This window comes from Lentibacillus populi, assembly GCA_014642895.1.
Classification (GTDB): Bacteria; Bacillota; Bacilli; order Bacillales; family Amphibacillaceae; genus Lentibacillus_C; species Lentibacillus_C populi.
In genome coordinates this window covers 24,724-44,633 of the sequence record BMJD01000035.1, presented here as the reverse complement: position 1 = coordinate 44,633, position 19,910 = coordinate 24,724, and the positions used below count along the sequence as shown (strand labels likewise).

Genomic DNA, 19,910 nt, shown 5'->3' with positions numbered 1-19,910 from the left:
TCCCCTTATTTTAACAGAGAGGGAAGCAAGCGGAGCGCGGTAGGAATTTAAAAAATTCACCATTTCTAGTGTCCAATTTCTTGACATAGATCCAATTACCAACATAGAACCTACTGAGCCTAAATACAATAACCCTTTTGAAACAAAATATTTAAATAAAAATAATTATAAAGCAATGGAAAATCAAACTATTGGTATTTCAAATACGATAAATGAAATAATCCCATTTGCTGTAATTGGTACTGATGGAAGAGAAAAGGTTAATGATACTGACGTGATGCCATACAGAGCAATCTCGTTCATCTCTTTAACATTTGAGAATGAGGGATCTGGTACTTGTACTGGCACAGTAGTTGCTAGAGATTTAATTCTCACAAATGCTCATTGTCTTGATAATGAAGATAATGGAAATGCCGTTAGTTCTACTGTCTACCCTGCAGTTTATGATAGTCATTATAGTTACGGTGCATGGCAAATGGAAGAAGCGTATATCCCGAGAGGTTGGTCTGAAAATCGCGATATAAAATATGATTATGCAGTAATAAAGGTAGAACCCCTAGGTGATCTTCATGTAGGAGAAATTACTGGGACACTTGGTATGACAGACCAAAATTTGAATTCTGAGACCGTTAGTGTTTATGGATACCCAGGAGATTTGATGGCAGAGGATGGTCAGATTTCTCAATGGGGCATGTCTAGTTCTGTTTACGACTGGAATCAGAATATGGTCTATTATACACTTGATACAAATAATGGACAATCAGGTTCTCCTGTGTTAAATACTAATAACGAAGTTGTCGGGGTGCATAGGGGTAGTTGGGTTGATGCAGATAGAGAACCTATTTACAATGGTGGGCCAAAAGCTAACGATGAACTAATAACTTTTGTACTCACAATAGCGCCATAGTGTAAATTTCTTAGATAAAATAGAACCTCGTAACATTTTACGGGGTTCTATTTACAAATCAATATCTCCTAACTTATTATGTGAATAACAATATATTTTGGAGGCTTTAAATCTTGTTAAATAAAAGCATCTTTTGTTGCTATTTGTTAATATTAAATATTTTTATTGTGGGTTGCACTAACAATGAAACCAATCAGGAAGAATTAGGTCAAGATGTCACTCCAAGTGATTCACTACAGAAAGAATCAGCTGAAGTTGGGTATGTAATACAAAAGAAGGAGACTACCTTTTTATTTGCACCTACTTGGCAAAAGGATCTGTTGGAAAAATATGAGCAGGGTGAGTTAGGAAAAAACTATCCAGATGCCATATATGTGAATTTATCAGATATAGATCTTAATTTAAATGAGATAGAAGTAGGTCAACCAATACGAGTATGGTTTGATAGTACTGTAGAGAGTATTCCTCCTAGTGGACATGCTGTTAAGGTTGAAATTATGGAAAAATAAGTAGCCCCATCAAACTAAGGACGGGGCTTATTTTTATTTAAACTACTTTTCACATCGAATACGTCTTCTTTGTCGATTACTCCGAAAAACTCCTTCCAATGCCTGCGATACTCTTTTAGGGTCCTATCGATGTAGCTCTCCACCTTAAATATCCGTGCTATGTCGTCCATAGCTTTCTCGTAATGCAGACTACGGCGACTTATTTCATGCTTGATTCCGGTTTCCCGACGCTTCACAACTCCGTACCGTCTAAAATTGGACACAAAAAAACCTCCCAGTAAATTTAATTACCGAGAGGCATAGCGGTCTGCTATTGATTAACGATAGATACGACGTAAACGCATATAGAATGAACTGTTCGCGTATTATTTCGGTAGAGACGTTTTTATGAAACCGTGTCATTCGTTCAACCAACGCTTACGATTTCGCCTTAAAATTTCGTGTCTCTTTACCGTCATATCAACGTTTATAACGTGTAAGCGCGCCCGGAGGGATTCGAACCCCCGGCAGACTTGGTACCGGAAACCAACGCTCTATCCAGCTGAGCTACGGGCGCATACTAAAATCCAAATCACGCACATATGCTATTATAACGCCACACCTTATTAGATACAAGCCTTTTTTTCAATTTCACGCTTTACAAGGTAATTTTATTTTTTTGAGAAAAAAGAGAAAAATATCAAATTAGGAATAAAGGCATGTATAATATATGTCAATTCAAAAGAGTCAATTTACTTCATGACAAAGGAGGATATTATGGAAACGGAATTACCGCTCCTGCAGATCAATAATTTACATACACATTTTTTTACAAAGTCTGGTGTGGTTAAAGCCGTCGATGGTGTTGACCTGACTATTAAACCTGGGGAAACACTCGGAATCGTTGGTGAATCAGGATCAGGCAAAAGTATAACTGCGCTGTCTATTCTCGGTTTAGTTCCTTCTCCACCTGGCAGAATTGTTGATGGAGAAATCTATTACAAGGGGGAAAATCTTCTCCAAAAAACAGAGAAACAAATGCGCAAGATTCGCGGAAAAGAAATTGCTATGGTTTTCCAGGATCCAATGACATCACTAAATCCGGTTTTCACCGTGGAAAAACAAATGATTGAAACCATTTTGGCACACGAAAATATCAACAAAAAACAGGCAAAGGAACGTGCGGTTGAATTATTGGATTTAGTTGGAATTCCTGACTCAAGAAAACGTATAAAAAATTACCCACACGAATTCAGTGGTGGCATGCGTCAGCGCGTCATGATCGCGATGGCCTTATCGTGCAACCCTTCCCTGCTTATTGCAGATGAACCTACAACCGCATTGGACGTCACTATCCAAGCGCAAATCCTGGAACTTTTTAAAAAAATGCAGCAGGAGCTTGATATGGCGATTATCATGATTACCCATGATCTAGGTGTCGTTGCGGAGGTCTGTGATCGGGTAATGGTAATGTATGCCGGTAAGCCAGTGGAATTTACCGAGACTAATAAACTGTTTGATCAAGGAAAACACCCCTATACACTAGGTTTGATGAACTCCATACCTAAAATAACAGCCGAGAAGCAAAAACTGGAAGCGATCTACGGAAGTCCGCCAGATTTACGAGCCTTACCTAAGGGCTGCAGTTTTGCACCTCGGTGTAAGCATGTAATGGAGAGCTGTTTATCGATTGACCCTGATTTAAAACCAGTCGATGACGGTCATCTCGTTCGTTGTTTGCTTTACGAGGAATCAAAAAAGGCGGTATCAACATGAGTACATTATTAGAAGTGAAAAATTTAAAAAAGCATTTCCCGCTAAAAAGTAAAAAACTATTTGCCAAGGATAAACCCGTACTAAAGGCTGTTGACGGTGTTTCTTTTTCCGTCCAGTCCGGGGAGACATTAGGTCTTGTAGGGGAGAGTGGATGTGGGAAATCAACAACCGGACGAACCATTCTAAAACTGTTAGAACCGACGGATGGCGATATCCATTTCAAAGGAGAAAATATTGCAACATTTCGTGGTGAAAAATTGCGAAAGCTCCGCAAAGACATGCAAATTATTTTTCAGGATCCGTATGCTTCTCTCAACCCGAGAAAGACGATTGAACAAACAATTACGGAGCCGATGAAAATATTTAATATCACCAAAGAGGAGCGTACGAAAAAATTATCCCGTTTGCTTGATGTTGTTGGCCTAAGTTCGTACCATAAGCAACGCTATCCGCACGAGTTTAGTGGCGGGCAGCGCCAGCGGATTGGTATTGCCCGTGCACTCGCATTAGATCCGGAACTGGTTATTTGTGATGAGCCTGTTTCAGCATTGGACGTTTCCATTCAGGCACAGGTTATTAATTTAATGGAAGAGCTGCAGGAAGAATTTAATCTTACATACATTTTCATTGCACACGACCTAAGCGTTGTCCATCATATTAGCGACCGCGTTGCTGTGATGTACCTTGGTGAACTTGTAGAAATCGGCGACGTTCACGAGCTGTACCAAAATCCGAAACACCCATATACACAAGCATTATTATCCGCCGTTCCAGAGGCCAATCCACATCACGACAAACAGCGAATTATTTTATCTGGTGACCTTCCCTCACCGGCAAATCCGCCACAGGGATGCAAATTTCATACAAGATGCCCATTTGCTGAAGCTATATGCCGTACAGAGGAGCCACAGCTCAAAAAAGTTTCGGCGACTGGACAAATGGCCGCATGTCACTTCGTTGAGGAAGTTGAGGAGGTGGTAAATTCTTAATCGACACGACGGTTCATTATTTACTAGAATACTAATTTCCAAGGGGGAACTATTTTGAGAAAGCGTAATTTATTATCACTGTTTACCTTGCTTTTATTTTTCGTACTAGTTGTCAGTGCCTGCAGCAGTAATTCAAGTTCATCGAATAGTAATGGAACTGACAAAAGTGATGGAAGTACAGAAACGGAAAAAACAGATGGCGAGAAAACACTAATCTTCGGGCGTGGCGCTGATTCCATTCAATTGGATCCATCAAAAATAACAGATGGCGAATCGATTTACGTAACCAATCAAATCTATGATACATTAGTACGCTATAAAGAAGAAAATACAGAGGTAAGACCTGCCCTCGCAACAGAATGGAATGTTTCGGATGACGGTTTAACCTGGACTTTCCAACTGCGTGACGATGTAAAATTCCATGATGGCAATGACTTTTCTGCTGAGGATGTTGTCTATAATTTCGAACGCTGGGCAACATCAGCCGAATTTATTTACTATGGCTACATGTTTGGTGCTTCGGAGGATGATCTTGGCGGGATTATTGAAAAGGTGGAAGCAACCGGTGATTACGAGGTTACGATTACATTGTCCGAACCAAATGCTCCATTCCTGCAAACACTAGCGATGCCACCGTTCGGTATTGCAAGTCCAGAGGCGGTCGAAAAATATGGGGAAGATTATTTTAAAAACCCGGTCGGAACAGGTCCATTCGTGTTTGATGAGTGGGTTCCTGATGACAGTATTACTGTTACGAAAAACGACGACTACTTTGGTGAGGTTGCCAATGTAGAGAAAGTAATTTTCCGTACAATCCCTGATAATGGTGCCAGATTTATGGAACTTCAGTCTGGATCGATTGATATGATGACAGGGTTAAACCCACAGGATATTCAAACGGCAGAGGATGACGAAAACCTGCAGATTATCCGCAGACCGTCAATGAATGTGAGCTATCTGGCAATGAACACGGAAAAAGAAGGTCCAATGTCCGAAAAATTAGTTCGACAAGCCATTAATTTAGCAATTGACAAAGAAAAGCTCATTACATTATATGAAGGTATTGGCAAGCCAGCCAAAAACCCGCTTCCACCTTCATTATGGGGATACAATGACGATATTGAAGACTATGGCTATGATGTCGAGGAAGCAAAGAAACTATTGGCCGAGGCTGGATATGCGGATGGTTTTGATACCAACCTTTATATTTTCTCAAATCCAAGAGACTATATGCCGCAGCCAAAAGTAACCGCCCAGGCAATTCAAGAAATGCTCAAGGAAGTAAACATCAACGTAGAAATCGTTGAAAATGACTGGGATACCCACTTGGCAGCAACCGAAAACGGCGAACATGATATGGCGTTCCTGGGCTGGACAGGTGATAATGGTGACCCGGATAACTTCTTATATGTATTGCTGGACAAAGATAATGCAAAAATGGGTTCAGCCGGTAATATTGCATTTTACAAGAGTGATGAGCTTCATGACTTGTTAAAACAAGCGCAAACGGAAATGGATCAAGAGAAACGTACAGAGCTTTATTTACAAGCACAGGAGCTTATTCACGAAGATGCGCCATGGTTCCCAATTGCTCATACAACACCTCCAATTGCAGCAAGTAAAAAGGTCGTTGATTATGTACCACATGCAACAGGCAGTGAACCATTTAATTTACTGAACATTAAATAGCAGCTTACCGACATTTTAATTGGTGTTAATAGTTATTTCCCTTAAGAGGAGGTTCAAACAGTCAGCAAATAATAAGCGGCGACTGTTTGAACACATTTTATGGAGAATCAATCCAAGAATTGGCAATTTCTTCACCATGGTATTAGCCGGTTCTTGGATATAACTGCACTAAACGGAGGAATCAAATCATGCTTAAATACATTGTACAAAGACTATTGATGCTTATCCCCGTGCTAATCGGTGTCTCCATTCTTACTTTTTCTCTCATTCATCTTATCCCAGGTGACCCGGCAAGAAGTATGCTTGGGGAAAAAGCAACGGAGGCACAGCTTGAATCATTACGTGCTGAGCTGGGGTTGAATGATCCGTATATCATCCAATATGGGCGGTTTATCGGAGATATCCTTCAGGGTGATTTAGGTGAATCCGTCCAGTCAAAAGAGAATATTGGATATGAACTATTACATAAACTTCCGGCAACAATCGAATTAACGATCTTTGCCATGATTCTAGCAATAGTGATTGGTATTTTTGCAGGGGTAATTGCCGCTGTTAAACAATATTCCTGGTTTGACAATATTAGTATGACCGGCGCATTGTTTGGTGTATCTTTACCAATATTCTGGCTTGGTTTAATGATGATTTGGCTGCTCTCGGTCAAGTTAAATATCCTGCCTCCTTCAGGACGATTAACAGCAGGGATCAAACTGGATACGATAACAAACTTTTATTTATTGGACAGCATCCTAACCGGAAACTGGTCAGCCTTTAAAGACGCATTCTCCCACCTGTTAATGCCTGGACTTGCACTTGGAACGATTCCAATGGCGATTATCGCCCGGATGACCCGTTCCAGTATGCTGGAAGTGATGCGGCAGGATTTTATCCGGACAGCGAGTGCAAAAGGGTTGAAGAAGCATCTGGTTGTTTTTCAACATGCATTAAAAAACGCTTTCCTGCCTGTGTTAACAGTTATAGGATTGCAATTCGGTTTACTGCTGGGCGGAGCCGTCTTAACGGAGACAATTTTTTCATGGCCAGGGGTTGGGCGTTATGTATACCTTGCTGTTCTTGGTCGGGATTATCCGGTTGTACAAAGCACAATATTAATGATTGCGACAATATTTGTTTTGGTTAACCTGCTTACGGACATCCTTTATAAATATGTAGATCCAAGGATTAGATTCGATTGATGACACATACAGCAGCGTTTCAGAGTTAAAAACTACCAGGAAAGGATGTGCAACATATGTCACTTCAGCCAAACCCGATACCTGATCCAGACGCCACCAGGGTCGATGAGTCTATCCAACCCAAGTCAAGCAGGTTATGGGTAGATTCATTAATAAGAATCATTAAAAGCAAAACATCCTTCATTGGATTGTGTATTATTTTAATTTTAATTTTAACGGCGATATTCGCACCGATGATTGCCACCCATAACCCAATAGAACAAAATATTATTGACCGGTATCAGGCACCATCATCCGATCATTTGCTCGGAACCGATGAACTTGGGCGGGATATTTTCAGCCGGATTGTCCATGGCTCCCGTATTTCGATTCAAATCGGGGTTATTGCAGTAGGTATTGCTTTGATCGTTGGTGTTCTCCTAGGAGGGATTGCTGGATATTTTGGGCGCTGGGTTGATCAGATCATTATGCGAATAATTGATATTATGATGGCTTTTCCCAGTATTCTGCTGGCAATAGCGCTTGTAGCTGTTCTCGGTCCCAGTTTACGGAATGCGATGATTGCTGTCGGGATTGTCGGTGTTCCGCAATTTGCCAGAATTGTCCGATCGGCGGTGCTGTCCGTTAAAGAAACGGAATACGTGGAAGCGGCACGTGCAATTGGTGCAAAACATGGAAGAGTATTAATGCAGCACGTTCTCCCTAATTGCCTTGCCCCGATTATTGTTCAAACAACACTTAGCATTGGTACAGCAATTTTGGATGCAGCCGGCTTAAGTTTTTTGGGGCTTGGCGCACAGCCACCAACACCGGAATGGGGAGCAATGCTCAGTGATGGACGTGCAGCTTTGCAAAATGCACCGTGGGTTGTTGCATTTCCAGGAATCGCCATTTTCTTTGTTGTGCTTGGTTTCAACCTTTTCGGTGATGGATTACGTGATGCACTGGATCCAAGATTAAAACAATAATGACATTTCAGATAGTACTATTGTATGATAGAAGGTGAAGCAATCGCTTTGCCTTTTTTATTTGAAAAAATAATTCATGTAACGGGGGTGAGTAAATGAAAAAATATATTCCGGTATTTATATGTATCATGTTGGCCTTCATCTTATTATGTACAACCATCCGTTCTTCCCCGAGTAAGCCTATTAACTCCTATCCTAATTTGCCGGCACCGATTGGCGGGGAAAAAATTTTAATTACATCGGCCGGCCAGGCTGCAGAAGGAACAATTCTGTTAAAAATCGCAGAGAACCTCAATCTGGAAGCGGACTATCGGCCAAGAGCACTAGCAACAGATCTATATGATTATGCAAGCGTTGTGATCGTCCTTGGATACAGTGCCAACGGTATAGCCCATACACCAAGATCATTTGCAGAAGAATTGACACGAACAGATCAGCTCGTCGAAGAAGCAGAACATATGAATTTACCTGTTGTACTCGTCGATCTTTCCGGTGAACAACGTGAGAATGACGAAACGGAGAAGTTATTTGTGCAGATCGTTCCTTTTGCCGATTATTACATTGGATTAAAAAATGTAAAGCACCCGGACAAACTGCTTACCACATTGAAAAAACACCATGTACCTGCGACGCTTGTTACCCGGTTGGATGATTTGTCCACCCCATTTAATTCAGCATTCCGTTAGCAAATGAGGGTAATCCTTTGCTCATCAAAGCTTTCCAATAGTTTTAATGACTGCCCTCGGAAAGGAATTTATCATGTCCAAAGAAAAGAATTATTCCCTTATAGGTTTTCTGGGTTTGCTTTTACTTATATACGGCGAGATGTTTCCAACATTTATCACAAACTGGTCATTATACATCATCGATAATTTAAACAACAGTATTATGTTACTTGATAGTGGACAGCTTCTAGTGACGGCATTCGCGTATATTGCAAAATACGTGCTTATTTCCTTTTTTATTTATTTTGGAGCAATGCTTTTTGCCCTCGCCCTTTCCAGAGATTTGAAATCGATCACATTTTCTTTAGGCTTTATCGGTTTAACAATGGCAGCAATGATCCTGTTTAATCAAGTTTACAATGAGCATTTTTCCTATCTTGGCCATATCGTAACGGTTGGAGCTATCTCACTGCTCCAGCTTTACATACCGAAGCAAAAGTACTTTTATTTTATTTTTTCGCTTATCCTGTTTTTCATTTTAATGGCAAGTAGTTGGTTGCAGCTTATTCCAGGACTTTCACATCTCGGGTTCGGTACAAACGATATTGCGGTCAGCATTAAAATTGCCGACAGCTATTTCACCGAAAATAAATTATTCAATACACTAGCAACGATCTTTTTTACAGCTTTCCTCACTATTGCGGTCATTTTAAGCTTATTAGTCCATTTGGTAAATAAACAAGTTTACACCTTGAAAAAATATCAGCAACAGGAGGAAGAGTTAAAGGAAACACGGATCGCCCTTATCGAATCAAGTGTCTATCAGGAAATAAATACATTGGTGCACGATCTGAAAACACCACTGGTAACGGTGGAAGGATTAACCTCATTAATCCAGTTAAAAATGCAGCCACTGGAAAATGACGATTTGCAGGAATATTTTAATCGGATGGATAAATCACTGCTGAAAATGAAGGACATGATTGCAGAAATTTTATCTGAAAATATCAAACAGGAAATTTCCATTCAGGAATTATTGGAATATGTAACAAGTCATCTCGATTTAAATGAACAACAAATTGATCTCGGCATTGACATCGAGGAAAATTTACCACCAATTTATATAAACAAAATACGTTTTTCCCGGGCAATCTCCAATATTTTAGAAAATGCGATTACTTCTTTTGCTGGAAAAGCAGGATATATCCACATCTATGTCAAAAGAATAGATAACGGTATTTTACTTCGTGTTCAGGATAATGGTCCAGGCATCAAAACATCCCATTTAAGAAATATATGGGAGGACGGCTTCAGCACAAAGAATTCTTCCGGTATCGGACTATCTTTCGTTAAAAAAGTAGTAGAAAATCATCATGGAAGCATCTCAGTGAACAGCATCCCCGGAAGCCATACGCAAATGAATATTATGCTGCCCATCCAAAAAGAAGGTGAACAAAGAAATGAGCACAACCATTCTTATCGTTGATGATAATGAAGCTATTCGTTTTACATTAAAAGAAATTTGCAAGTTTGCTGAATGGAAGGTATTAGAAGCAGCGACAGGTAAACAAGCGGCGGAATTATTTGCAAAAATGGACCCGGATCTGGTATTGCTGGATTATCATATGCCCGATTGGGATGGAGTTAAAACAACAAAAGAAATACGAAAGCTCAATCAGACAGTTCCGATTATCATTTTAACAGTTGACGAACGGCAGGAGATCGCCAACACATTTCTGAATGCCGGGGCAACTGATTTTGCGTTAAAACCAATTAAAGCTCCAGACCTGTTATCACGAATCCGGATTAATTTAAAAATCGGCAGGCTAATAGGGGGTAAAGACAATGTGTTTGTTGATAAAGGGATAAACCAGGCAACTTTAATGTCCATTAAAAATTATTTGTTCCAGCAAGAAAGACCTTTGACCATCAATCAGATTCAAAACGAATTGCCTGTTGCATATCAAACGGTGCACCGCTACCTTAACTACCTGGAGGGAAAAGGTGAAGTTGAAGTGATATCCCAATACGGTAAAAAAGGCCGACCAAAAAATACATACAAACTTATATGATGGAATATAGTTTATATTCCATAAAAGAGGGTATGATGGAAAGTGTATTCTTTCGGTCATGTCGGGCAATTGTACAAACTATACATAGAACGCCAATGCCACTTTTTTTGTCGATCGTTTTTGTTTGACCTTTTTTGACCTATTAGGTTATGATAAAACTATCCAAACCAATGGATTAATTTGAATGAATCAAGGAGGATTTACACATGAATTTAATACCAACAGTTATTGAACAAACTAACCGCGGAGAACGTGCATATGATATTTACTCGCGCTTACTTAAAGACCGCATTATCATGTTAGGCAGTGCTATCGATGATAATGTGGCAAATTCGATCGTTGCCCAATTGCTTTTCCTTGAAGCAGAGGATCCCGATAAAGACATCTCGATTTATATTAACTCACCAGGTGGCTCAATCACAGCTGGAATGGCTATTTACGATACCATGCAATTCATTAAGCCTGACGTATCAACTATTTGTACCGGAATGGCTGCATCAATGGGTGCCTTCTTATTAACAGCCGGCGAAATTGGCAAGCGCTATGCGTTACCAAATAGTGAGGTCATGATCCATCAGCCACTTGGCGGTACACAAGGGCAAGCAACAGATATTGAGATTCACACAAGACGTATTCTTGAAATGCGGGAAAAAATCAACCAAATCCTTGCTGAACGAAGCGGCCAGCCGCTGGAAGTAATTCAACGTGATACCGAACGCGATAATTTCATGACCGCAGCTAGAGCCAAAGAATACGGTTTAATTGATAAGGTTATGGAGAAAAAAACGGATAAATAATAGATTAATCCCCTGAACTGCTAGTGGTCAGGGGATTTTCTGTTACTTGGATAGAAACTATCGGTAATACAATACCAGGTTCCATTGATTGTCTACTTCATTGGACTCTTGTCAGACCTTTGTTGCTGTTACAAAAGAAACCAAATGATTAATGGCAACCTCCTCATCAGCACCCTCAGCAATTAACGTAATGGTTTCTCCAGTTCCAACGGCTAAGCTCATTAATCCCATAATACTTTTTGCATTAATCCGCTTCCCACCTTTTTCCAAAAACAAATGCGAGCCATAACGATTTGCCTCTTGTACAAATAGAGCCGCCGGTCTTGCCTGCAATCCTGTCTCAAGCCCCACCGTCACAGACCTTTCAACCAATCTCATCATCCTCCCTGTTTTGTAAACGCTATCATTATCCTTACAAAAACCCTCCTCCTTTAAAAGAAGGAGAGTTTATAAAAAAAGGAAACCTTCATCCATGTGTCCGCTTAAAGAATCGGTTCTGCTCAACCTGTAAGCACGACGGACAACTAAATTTTCAACTAGTATACCATGGAATGTATCCAAAATGAATGTTTGCTCAACTTTCGGCAAATTTTCCGCCACGACGAATCTGCTCCGCATACTGATCAATCTTTTTTAAGCGATGATTGACACCGGACTTGGAAATTTTTCCGGTTGTTACGAGCTCTCCCAATTCCTTTAAGGAAACATCCTGGTGTTGAACACGTAAAACGGCGATTTCCCGAAGTTTTTCCGGTAGTACATCCAATCCAACTGTCTCCTCGATAAGCTTAATATTTTCAATTTGCCGAAATGCAGCACCAATTGTTTTATTTAAATTAGCTGTCTCACAATTTACCAATCGATTGACAGAATTACGCATATCGCGCACAATCCGGACATCCTCAAACTTGAATAAGGCATTATGGGCACCGATTAAATTTAAAAACTCGGTAATCTTCTCTGCTTCTTTAATATACGTAATATAGCCTTTTTTTCGTTTCAGTTTACGGGCTTTAAGATGAAAGCTGTTTAACAGATCACACAATGCATCGTTATGCTCCTGATAAAAATTAAAAATTTCCAGATGATAGGAAGATGTTTCCGGATTATTAACCGAACCTCCTGCTAAAAAAGCACCACGTAAATATGCTCGCTTACAACATATTTTTTCTGTAAACTGGTCGGAAATTGTCCGAACAAAAGTATAAGGTTCTATTAGGATGTCAAGATCCGCCAATAGTTCACGGACATTCGCTTTCAACCTGACAATGTAAACATTATTCTTTTTCAGTTTCATTTTTTTCCTGACAAGCAGTTCAACAGGCAGCGAATAGGAGGATTTAATTAATGTATAAATACGACGGGCAATTGCGGCATTTTCCGTCTGTACATCAAGCATATAAACCTGTTTCGACAGTGAGATGGCACCGTTCATGCGAATTAATGCGGCGAGTTCAGCTGTTTTACAGCATTCATCCACCTCAATCGACGTTAATTCTTTTTTTATCTCTGATGCAAAGGACACCTTAACACCTCCCTGCCCTAAAAGTGCTGCTTATCAATCAATAATCGAATAAAGCAGTTTTGCAATTTTATGTGTATCATGCCTGAGGGTTACTTGTGAATGATTGATAATATCCCCTTCAATAATTTGCAGGTTCATGGCAAGCAATTGATCCGTATCATAGATGACAGGATCGGCATTCTCCTCTGCATAAATACTGCGGACAGACTTTTTGATCGGTTCATTGTGGACAATAATGGCGTCCACACATCCCTCTCCAATATGATCATGGATGGCTTTTACATGATCACTGGCGGTAAATCCAGTAGTCTCTCCTGCTTGCGTCATGACATTGCAAACATAGACGACCTTAGCTTCTGCTTCCTGGATCGCCACATCAATTTGCGGGATAATCAGATTCGGCATAATACTCGTGTACAAGCTTCCAGGTGAAATCACGATTAAATCCGCCTGCTCAATTGCCTTAACCGCATTAGGTAATGGTTTAACAGGCTGCGGTTTTAAAAATACCCGCTCAATCTTTTTATTTGCAAGCGTAATGGAGGATTCTCCAGACACAATAGAGCCATCCGTCATTTTCGCATGCAGTGACATATTTTCATTTGATATCGGATAGATTTTTCCCTTTACATTAAGTACCCGGCAGATTTCTTTAATACCGGTATAAAAATCCCCGGTTATAGAAGTCATCGCCGCGAGTAACAGGTTCCCCATCGAATGACCGGATAACCCGTTTCCATTGGCAAAGCGATGCTGAAATAAATCAAGCAGCATTGGCTCAGCATCAGATAAAGCAGCAATTACATTACGGATATCTCCTGGTGCGGGAATCGCCATTTCAGAACGCAATCTTCCCGTACTTCCTCCATCATCTGCGACCGTCACAAGTGCGGTAAGATGAATCGGCAAATCCTTCAACCCGCGCAAAAGAACCGGCATTCCGGTTCCACCACCGATTACGACAACATTTGGCTGTTTTTTGCTGCTCATACGTGATGCCCCTTACGTTTATCGATATCCCGGTGCGTAATGTGCGTAATATAGCCGGATGATAATTGCTTTGCAAAGTGTTCGGCCAAAGCGACAGACCGATGCTGACCGCCCGTACAGCCGATCGCCACAACAAGCTGTGACTTGCCTTCTTTTTTGTATTGCGGCAGCATAAATTGCAGTAAATCAAGTACTTTTTCAATAAACTTTCTTGTTTCCGACCATTTAAATACATATGACGAAACTTCCTGATTCAGCCCAGTTAATGGCTGTAAGTGGGAAACATAATGCGGATTTGGCAAAAATCGGACATCAAACATGAGATCCGCATCAATTGGCACACCATATTTAAAACCAAATGAAACCATATGAACAGAGAATATTTCCTGTTTCTCCTCTGTGTATGCCTTGAGAATTTTTTCACGTAACTCCCGTGGCTTTAAATTCGTTGTATCAATAACGCGCTGAGCTCTTCCCCTTAACTCATCCAAAATCTTTCGTTCCTGTTTAATACCATTGAGCGGAAGTCCTCCGACAGCAAGCGGGTGGGAACGCCGTGTTTCCTTATACCTTGTAACAAGTTCTTCGTCTTTTGCATCAAGAAAAATAATATGTTCTTCAAGCCAATCTTCTTCCCCTAAAATATCGAGGGCTTCAAACAATGAATCAAAGAATTCACGGCCGCGCAGATCCATGACTAAAGCAACGCGCTGAATATTATTTGTTGCATCCCGCATTAATTCCAAAAACTTCGGTAAAAGGGCTGGGGGCAAGTTATCTACACAATAATACCCTAAATCTTCAAAGCTCTGTACGACAACTGTTTTTCCCGCACCGGACATTCCGGTAATGATGACCAATTTTGTTTCTTGTTCGGTATTGCTCACTGTGCATCCCCCTCATATGATGTGACGGAAACGAACGGATCCAGCCGCATATCAAGCAGCTCGTACTCTGTCGTGTAATGGAATGAACCATATAACATGTCATTTGATTGAAGCACATGTTTAAATATCAAGCGATCACCTTCCGCCATTGGCAGCATACAAACACGATTAACAGGAACCCATTCAAGCTCCCCCTCTTTACAATGCTTCGTTAATTCACCAGTATACTGGCGGCAAATAAAGGTAAACATCATCCATTCCTGAATAAATGTCTCCTGTTCAAAGATATTAAATGTAAATACACCGGCTAATTGCGGATCCATTAAGGTTAACGCTGTTTCTTCGTTATATTCCCTTGTTACGGATTCTTTAATGGATTCACCTTGTTCCATCTTCCCGCCAGGAATCGCATACCAGCCGCGTCTCGGTTTTTTTAAGACTAATACATGGTCATTATTTATTAATATGCAGTTTGTAACTCGTTGCATATACATTACACCTCTTTCTGCAGAGGAAATCATTTTACAATGTACGTTGAAAAATTCCAGATTAGCAAGCAATATTGTCATTTACTGCTTACAATAAGGTGATTTTTGAACGTAAAACCGTTATTACTATTATACAAGAAACCTTTCGTAAGCAACAAGAAATTGATCGGCAGAACTGATCGACAAAATCGAACAAACCCCTTAAGCAAAAAAATACACAGGCGGCAAGCGCCTGTGCAAAAACTAATTTATCTATTAAAAGGGGGTCAATTAGTTATTTATATTGTACCCCAAAAATGTTTCGAGCGTGTTACAACAGCGTTAAAATGCAATTACTTCCAATATTTTTTTAAGACTGTGCTGTTTTTAGTTCTTCCAGCAAATTTTCAATATAACCCTGTGCAGATTGTGCGGCGATACTGCCATCACCGGTTGCTGTTACAATTTGTCGAAGTTCTTTTTCACGAATATCTCCAGCAGCAAAAATGCCTGGTACACTCGTTTCCATGTTTTCATTAGTTGGGATATAACCATCTTCGTTCGTAATGCCAAGTGACTTAAATGGTTCGCTTAATGGCACCATTCCAATATAGATGAATACACCATCAGCAGGAAATTCGCTTTTCTCCCGATTGACTTTATTGCTTAACGAAACACTGCTTACTTTGCCATCAGGTCCATTGATCGTGTCCACGACCGTATCCCAGATAAAATCAATCTTATCATTGTCAAAAGCACGCTGTTGAATAATTTTCTGTGCCCTTAGTTCATCACGGCGGTGAATAATCGTTACCTTATTCGCAAAACGGGTTAAATAGATTCCTTCTTCAACGGCAGAATCCCCGCCTCCGATTACGGCAAGATCTTTCCCTTTAAAAAATGCTCCATCACAAACGGCACAGTAGGAAACACCGCGACCGCCTAATTCCTCTTCACCTGGAACACCCAATTTCTTGTACTGTGCACCTGTTGTAATAATGAGTGCGCGCGTTTTATACTCATGTTTGCCAGCTTTAATCAGTTTATAATCACCATGATCTTTTACCTCTTTAATATCACCGTAAGCATATTCCGCACCAAATTTCTTGGCATGCTCGAACATTTTATTCGATAAATCCGGTCCCAAAATATTTTCAAACCCAGGATAGTTTTCTACATCTTCCGTGTTAGCCATTTGACCGCCTGGAATTCCTCGTTCAATCATTAGTGTATCCAAATCAGCACGCGACGCATAAACAGCTGCTGTCATCCCGGCAGGTCCAGCACCGGCAATAATCACGTCATACATACGTTCCTCGGACATGTAATTCAGCCCCTTTATCTATTTTTATTAAGCCAACCTAATGGTATAAGAATCGGTTACTTTCGTCTATTATTCTGCTCAAGTTAATGCTTCCAAAGCCCTTCTTCCTTTGCAAGCTTTGGATGTCTCCCGCAGCCCTCTTTCCATAAGGCTAACGCACTTGACAGGGCGCCTGCCTGATACAGGGAAACACTATACCAGCGATAATATGACGGATGATTTTTGACGATACCTTTGAGAAGTGCACGAAAACGTTTATTTGCTTCCTGAAAATTCCCTGTTCTGGCCAATGTTACCGCTATCCGCAGCTTTTGCTGTTCTTGAATCGGATATACATTTTGCAGTGCCTGAAGATATTTTTCACGTTCTGCTTTTTGCTCCATCTCATTATAAAAAATGGCTAGATTCGCATGACTAACCAACGAATTCGGCTCATCCCTCAGCAAATCAAGTTCTAGCTGGATCGCCTTTTCCTGAAATCCGCTAAAGAACAGTGCCTGAGCGTAGTCATGATTCACTGGTGTATGTTCTGGAAATAAAGTAATCATTTCTTCAATTAAAGGCAACGCCTTGTCCCATTCCATATTTTCCATATGATAAAAAACGGTTTCCTGATAGATCAGGAGTTCATCCTCTTCTTCTAAATCCCAATCCTCATCTTCATCTATGTCAATTAAATCAAGCAAACTTTTGGCCTCTTCACTAAATTCGCCTTCCGGTTCTTTATCAAGATATGATACAGCATATTTTTTTGCATCATTTAACAAGCCCAAATGTGCATAGTTGTTTGCCAATAAATAGTAACAATCGGTGTATTCATCACCGGTAAATTGCAACACGTTTGTTAACAGCTGATTTGCTTCATGGTACGCGCCAATTTCCGTATATACGATTGACATTTGACACTGGTATAACGGGTCTTTTGGCACCTGCTCAACCGCTTTCTGCAGCCATTTCAATGCACGATCAAATTTTCTTCTGCGGAAGGCCTCGACACCTTTCGCGAAATAAAAGTCACCTTCAGGAATAAAAGGGAGAACATTATTTTGTTTGCTCTTTCTTACATTATTCTCTAAATGCTGCACTGTTATCCCCCTGTTTTTTCTTATATAATACCGAACACAGTATATCATATTTAATCAGAAAAGGGATTGCTTTTGCAAACAAAATAAAAAACTTCTGCCATAACCAGAGGTCAGAGGTCAGAAGCCAGAATGGGAGAAATCGGCGAATTAGCCGATTTCACTTATCTGTTAAAATAACATTATTTTTCAGGATGGACTGCTTCATGAAGCAAGTCATCCAGTTCGTTACTGTATGCTTTTTTCTGTTCGTCCGTCCAATCCAATACTTTTGCCATATAAGCAATTACGTTGTCTTTATGAGTACGTACCCAGTTGATGTCGAAAAATAATCCACCAGTACGACGAATGAAGAAGTCAACCGGTTTATAAGTTAACTCATACTCTAATGCATATATGAGCTGTGCGAAAACAATCGGGTCAATCGCTTCTTTTTTGGCTTCGTCCTGCTTGGATTGATAAAGTTCAAAAATGGTATCAATATTTGCACCGTATTTCTTGATTAACATTAATGCTATTTCTTCATCTATTCCCAGTACCTTGGCTTCCTCTGCTTTCCGCTTTTTGAAGCGCTCAAATCCTTTAGAGCCACCGACTTCACCACCCGAAATTGGTAAATCATGCGTATCTGACTTGGAATATAAAATACCTTCCTCTTCTTTCAATTGCTTGACAACCGTATTGACTGCCTGTTCTGCCATTTTGCGATAGCCCGTCAACTTCCCGCCAGCCATGGAAATCAAACCGGAATCGGAAATGAATATTTCATCTTTACGAGAAATTTCGTCTGGACTTTTTCCTTCTTCAGCAATTAGCGGCCGTAATCCCGCCCAGCTTGATTCAACATCGGTTGCTTTCATAGCAAGTGATGGAAACATGTAATTAATCGCATCAATTAAATAATCACGATCCGCTTCTGTCATGGTAGGATGAGCGATATTTCCGTCATAACTCGTATCCGTTGTACCGACATACGTTTTCTTATCACGCGGAATGGCAAAAATCATCCGGCCATCTGGGGCATCAAAATATATCGCTTGTTGTAAGGGAAAGCGTTTTTTTGGAAATACCAGATGCACCCCTTTGGTCAAGTGCAGTGATTTTCCTTTTTTCGAACCATCCATTTCGCGCAGATCATCTACCCAAGGTCCGCAAGCATTGACAATTTTTTTGGCATAAACATTGTACGTCTCGCCTGTCAGCTGGTCACGAACAACAACACCAATCAATTTTCCTGATTCCCCGTAAATAAAATCGGCAGCCTTTGCATAATTTATCGCATGTGCCCCTTTTTGGACAGCCTTTTTCATGACCTCGATCGTTAACCTAGCGTCATCCGTTTTATACTCTACATAATAACCGGCACCTCTTAGATCCTCTTGTTTAATCAGTGGTTCCTTGTTCAGCGCTTGTTCCGGACTTAGCATTTTACGACGTTCACTTTTTTTCACCCCGGCAAGAAAGTCATACACACGCAAACCGATGTTCGTTGTAAATGGGCCGAATGTACCTCCCTTATGAAATGGCAGCATCATCCATTCCGGTGTCGTGACGTGTGGGCCATTTTCGTAAACAATTGCACGCTCTTTCCCAACTTCCGCAACCACCTTCACCTCAAATTGTGCTAAATAGCGCAGGCCACCATGAACAAGCTTTGTCGATCGGCTTGACGTACCGGCTGCAAAATCTTGCATTTCAATAACACCTGTCGATAAACCACGTGTGACAGCATCTAATGCAATACCCGAACCAGTTATCCCCCCGCCTATTACAAATACATCCAGCTGTTTTTCCGTTAATTTGTTAAAAATATCATTGCGTTTAAAGCTTGAAAACTGCGTCACTTTTCATCACTCCCCTAAAACCACTCTCTAGATATAATTACCCTTCTACTGGCAAATTCATGTATGAAAGTGGAATTTTCTTTTGGCAGGACAGGAACCCAATAAAAAAACCACAAATCGCACTAATGATTTCTTCACATTAGTGATTTGTGGTTTCTCCATTTCTCCGTCCAGCATATTAACTTGCTTCTACCATACCATAGTTATGGCAATTTGGAAAGAATTTTACCTTCGTCTCCTGAATGCA

At 40.5% G+C, this 19,910-nt stretch carries 20 protein-coding genes and 1 tRNA gene; 11 read left to right on the top strand and 10 right to left on the bottom strand.

The window, feature by feature from the left end:
* The first annotated feature begins 175 nt into the window (after positions 1 to 175).
* Both IEX12_RS17250 and IEX12_RS17245 read left to right on the top strand, forming a co-directional pair.
* On the top strand, positions 176 to 907 hold the full coding sequence (locus IEX12_RS17250) for a trypsin-like serine peptidase (protein WP_188725568.1): 732 nt from the start codon (positions 176 to 178) through the stop codon (positions 905 to 907).
* Positions 908 to 1,020: 113 nt separating this feature from the next.
* Positions 1,021 to 1,416 (top strand): DUF3221 domain-containing protein, encoded by a 396-nt coding sequence (locus tag IEX12_RS17245; RefSeq protein WP_159457850.1) that lies wholly within the window; start codon positions 1,021 to 1,023, stop codon positions 1,414 to 1,416.
* A gap of 14 nt (positions 1,417 to 1,430) precedes the next feature.
* On the opposite strand, the gene IEX12_RS17240 is transcribed toward IEX12_RS17245, so the two are convergent.
* A complete protein-coding gene (locus IEX12_RS17240) occupies positions 1,431 to 1,679 on the bottom strand; it encodes a hypothetical protein (RefSeq protein WP_088053002.1) in 249 nt (82 codons plus the stop codon).
* 217 nt (positions 1,680 to 1,896) lie between these two features.
* Positions 1,897 to 1,972: transfer RNA gene (locus IEX12_RS17235), tRNA-Arg, on the bottom strand.
* Between the two features lie 200 nt (positions 1,973 to 2,172).
* Between IEX12_RS17235 and IEX12_RS17230 the strand changes: the two genes are divergently transcribed.
* The 9 genes from IEX12_RS17230 (at position 2,173) to clpP (ending at position 11,544) form a co-directional block, all read left to right on the top strand.
* Positions 2,173 to 3,171, top strand: a complete 999-nt coding sequence (locus tag IEX12_RS17230; protein WP_155554856.1) for an ABC transporter ATP-binding protein — start codon at positions 2,173 to 2,175, stop codon at positions 3,169 to 3,171.
* The gene (locus IEX12_RS17225; RefSeq protein ID WP_155554857.1) at positions 3,168 to 4,160 is read left to right on the top strand and encodes an ABC transporter ATP-binding protein; all 993 of its coding nucleotides are present in this window, start codon (positions 3,168 to 3,170) and stop codon (positions 4,158 to 4,160) included. Before IEX12_RS17230 ends, IEX12_RS17225 begins: the two co-directional genes overlap by 4 nt.
* Before the next feature lie 54 nt (positions 4,161 to 4,214).
* Positions 4,215 to 5,849, top strand: a complete 1,635-nt coding sequence (locus IEX12_RS17220; RefSeq protein WP_088052999.1) for an ABC transporter substrate-binding protein — start codon at positions 4,215 to 4,217, stop codon at positions 5,847 to 5,849.
* 188 nt (positions 5,850 to 6,037) lie between these two features.
* Positions 6,038 to 7,042, top strand: coding sequence for an ABC transporter permease (locus IEX12_RS17215; protein WP_088052998.1), 1,005 nt, complete (start codon positions 6,038 to 6,040; stop codon positions 7,040 to 7,042).
* A gap of 56 nt (positions 7,043 to 7,098) precedes the next feature.
* Entirely contained in the window at positions 7,099 to 8,010 is a 912-nt protein-coding gene (nikC, locus tag IEX12_RS17210; protein WP_088052997.1) for a nickel transporter permease, read from the top strand.
* Between the two features lie 95 nt (positions 8,011 to 8,105).
* Positions 8,106 to 8,696 (top strand): DUF6305 family protein, encoded by a 591-nt coding sequence (locus IEX12_RS17205; RefSeq protein ID WP_088052996.1) that lies wholly within the window; start codon positions 8,106 to 8,108, stop codon positions 8,694 to 8,696.
* Positions 8,697 to 8,769: 73 nt separating this feature from the next.
* Positions 8,770 to 10,161, top strand: a complete 1,392-nt coding sequence (locus tag IEX12_RS17200; RefSeq protein ID WP_159457849.1) for a sensor histidine kinase — start codon at positions 8,770 to 8,772, stop codon at positions 10,159 to 10,161.
* A complete protein-coding gene (locus IEX12_RS17195; protein ID WP_088052994.1) occupies positions 10,136 to 10,747 on the top strand; it encodes a response regulator in 612 nt (203 codons plus the stop codon). Before IEX12_RS17200 ends, IEX12_RS17195 begins: the two co-directional genes overlap by 26 nt.
* 206 nt (positions 10,748 to 10,953) lie before the next feature.
* Positions 10,954 to 11,544 (top strand): ATP-dependent Clp endopeptidase proteolytic subunit ClpP, encoded by a 591-nt coding sequence (clpP, locus tag IEX12_RS17190; RefSeq protein ID WP_088052993.1) that lies wholly within the window; start codon positions 10,954 to 10,956, stop codon positions 11,542 to 11,544.
* 111 nt (positions 11,545 to 11,655) lie between these two features.
* Here clpP and IEX12_RS17185 read toward each other — a convergent pair whose 3' ends face one another.
* The 8 genes from IEX12_RS17185 to IEX12_RS17150 all read right to left on the bottom strand — a co-directional run bounded on the left by IEX12_RS17185 (position 11,656) and on the right by IEX12_RS17150 (position 19,663).
* Positions 11,656 to 11,916 (bottom strand): HPr family phosphocarrier protein, encoded by a 261-nt coding sequence (locus IEX12_RS17185; RefSeq protein WP_088052992.1) that lies wholly within the window; start codon positions 11,914 to 11,916, stop codon positions 11,656 to 11,658.
* Positions 11,917 to 12,118: 202 nt separating this feature from the next.
* The gene (whiA, locus tag IEX12_RS17180) at positions 12,119 to 13,069 is read right to left on the bottom strand and encodes a DNA-binding protein WhiA (protein ID WP_188725567.1); all 951 of its coding nucleotides are present in this window, start codon (positions 13,067 to 13,069) and stop codon (positions 12,119 to 12,121) included.
* Positions 13,070 to 13,102: 33 nt separating this feature from the next.
* A complete protein-coding gene (gene mgfK, locus IEX12_RS17175; protein ID WP_088052990.1) occupies positions 13,103 to 14,059 on the bottom strand; it encodes a gluconeogenesis morphogenetic factor MgfK in 957 nt (318 codons plus the stop codon).
* On the bottom strand, positions 14,056 to 14,946 hold the full coding sequence (gene rapZ / locus IEX12_RS17170) for an RNase adapter RapZ (protein WP_088052989.1): 891 nt from the start codon (positions 14,944 to 14,946) through the stop codon (positions 14,056 to 14,058). The genes mgfK and rapZ overlap by 4 nt, the downstream gene beginning before the upstream one ends.
* On the bottom strand, positions 14,943 to 15,434 hold the full coding sequence (locus tag IEX12_RS17165) for an NUDIX hydrolase (protein WP_088052988.1): 492 nt from the start codon (positions 15,432 to 15,434) through the stop codon (positions 14,943 to 14,945). The genes rapZ and IEX12_RS17165 overlap by 4 nt, the downstream gene beginning before the upstream one ends.
* A 349-nt stretch (positions 15,435 to 15,783) precedes the next feature.
* Positions 15,784 to 16,737 (bottom strand): thioredoxin-disulfide reductase, encoded by a 954-nt coding sequence (gene trxB / locus IEX12_RS17160; RefSeq protein WP_088052987.1) that lies wholly within the window; start codon positions 16,735 to 16,737, stop codon positions 15,784 to 15,786.
* 83 nt (positions 16,738 to 16,820) lie between these two features.
* Complete coding sequence (locus IEX12_RS17155; protein ID WP_188725566.1) at positions 16,821 to 17,822, bottom strand: tetratricopeptide repeat protein; 1,002 nt, start codon at positions 17,820 to 17,822, stop codon at positions 16,821 to 16,823.
* A 179-nt stretch (positions 17,823 to 18,001) separates the two neighbouring features.
* Complete coding sequence (locus IEX12_RS17150; RefSeq protein WP_088052985.1) at positions 18,002 to 19,663, bottom strand: glycerol-3-phosphate dehydrogenase/oxidase; 1,662 nt, start codon at positions 19,661 to 19,663, stop codon at positions 18,002 to 18,004.
* Between the last annotated feature and the right edge of the window lie 247 nt (positions 19,664 to 19,910).

Coding starts and splice junctions, on each gene's coding strand:
- IEX12_RS17225 (WP_155554857.1), top strand. CDS start 3,168: ATGAGTACATTATTAGAAGTGAAAAATTTAAAAAAGCATTTCCCGCTA.
- trxB (WP_088052987.1), bottom strand. CDS start 16,737: ATGTCCGAGGAACGTATGTATGACGTGATTATTGCCGGTGCTGGACCT.
- IEX12_RS17250 (WP_188725568.1), top strand. CDS start 176: ATGGAAAATCAAACTATTGGTATTTCAAATACGATAAATGAAATAATC.
- IEX12_RS17205 (WP_088052996.1), top strand. CDS start 8,106: ATGAAAAAATATATTCCGGTATTTATATGTATCATGTTGGCCTTCATC.
- IEX12_RS17200 (WP_159457849.1), top strand. CDS start 8,770: ATGTCCAAAGAAAAGAATTATTCCCTTATAGGTTTTCTGGGTTTGCTT.
- mgfK (WP_088052990.1), bottom strand. CDS start 14,059: ATGAGCAGCAAAAAACAGCCAAATGTTGTCGTAATCGGTGGTGGAACC.
- IEX12_RS17195 (WP_088052994.1), top strand. CDS start 10,136: ATGAGCACAACCATTCTTATCGTTGATGATAATGAAGCTATTCGTTTT.
- IEX12_RS17230 (WP_155554856.1), top strand. CDS start 2,173: ATGGAAACGGAATTACCGCTCCTGCAGATCAATAATTTACATACACAT.
- IEX12_RS17165 (WP_088052988.1), bottom strand. CDS start 15,434: ATGCAACGAGTTACAAACTGCATATTAATAAATAATGACCATGTATTA.
- IEX12_RS17215 (WP_088052998.1), top strand. CDS start 6,038: ATGCTTAAATACATTGTACAAAGACTATTGATGCTTATCCCCGTGCTA.
- nikC (WP_088052997.1), top strand. CDS start 7,099: ATGTCACTTCAGCCAAACCCGATACCTGATCCAGACGCCACCAGGGTC.
- clpP (WP_088052993.1), top strand. CDS start 10,954: ATGAATTTAATACCAACAGTTATTGAACAAACTAACCGCGGAGAACGT.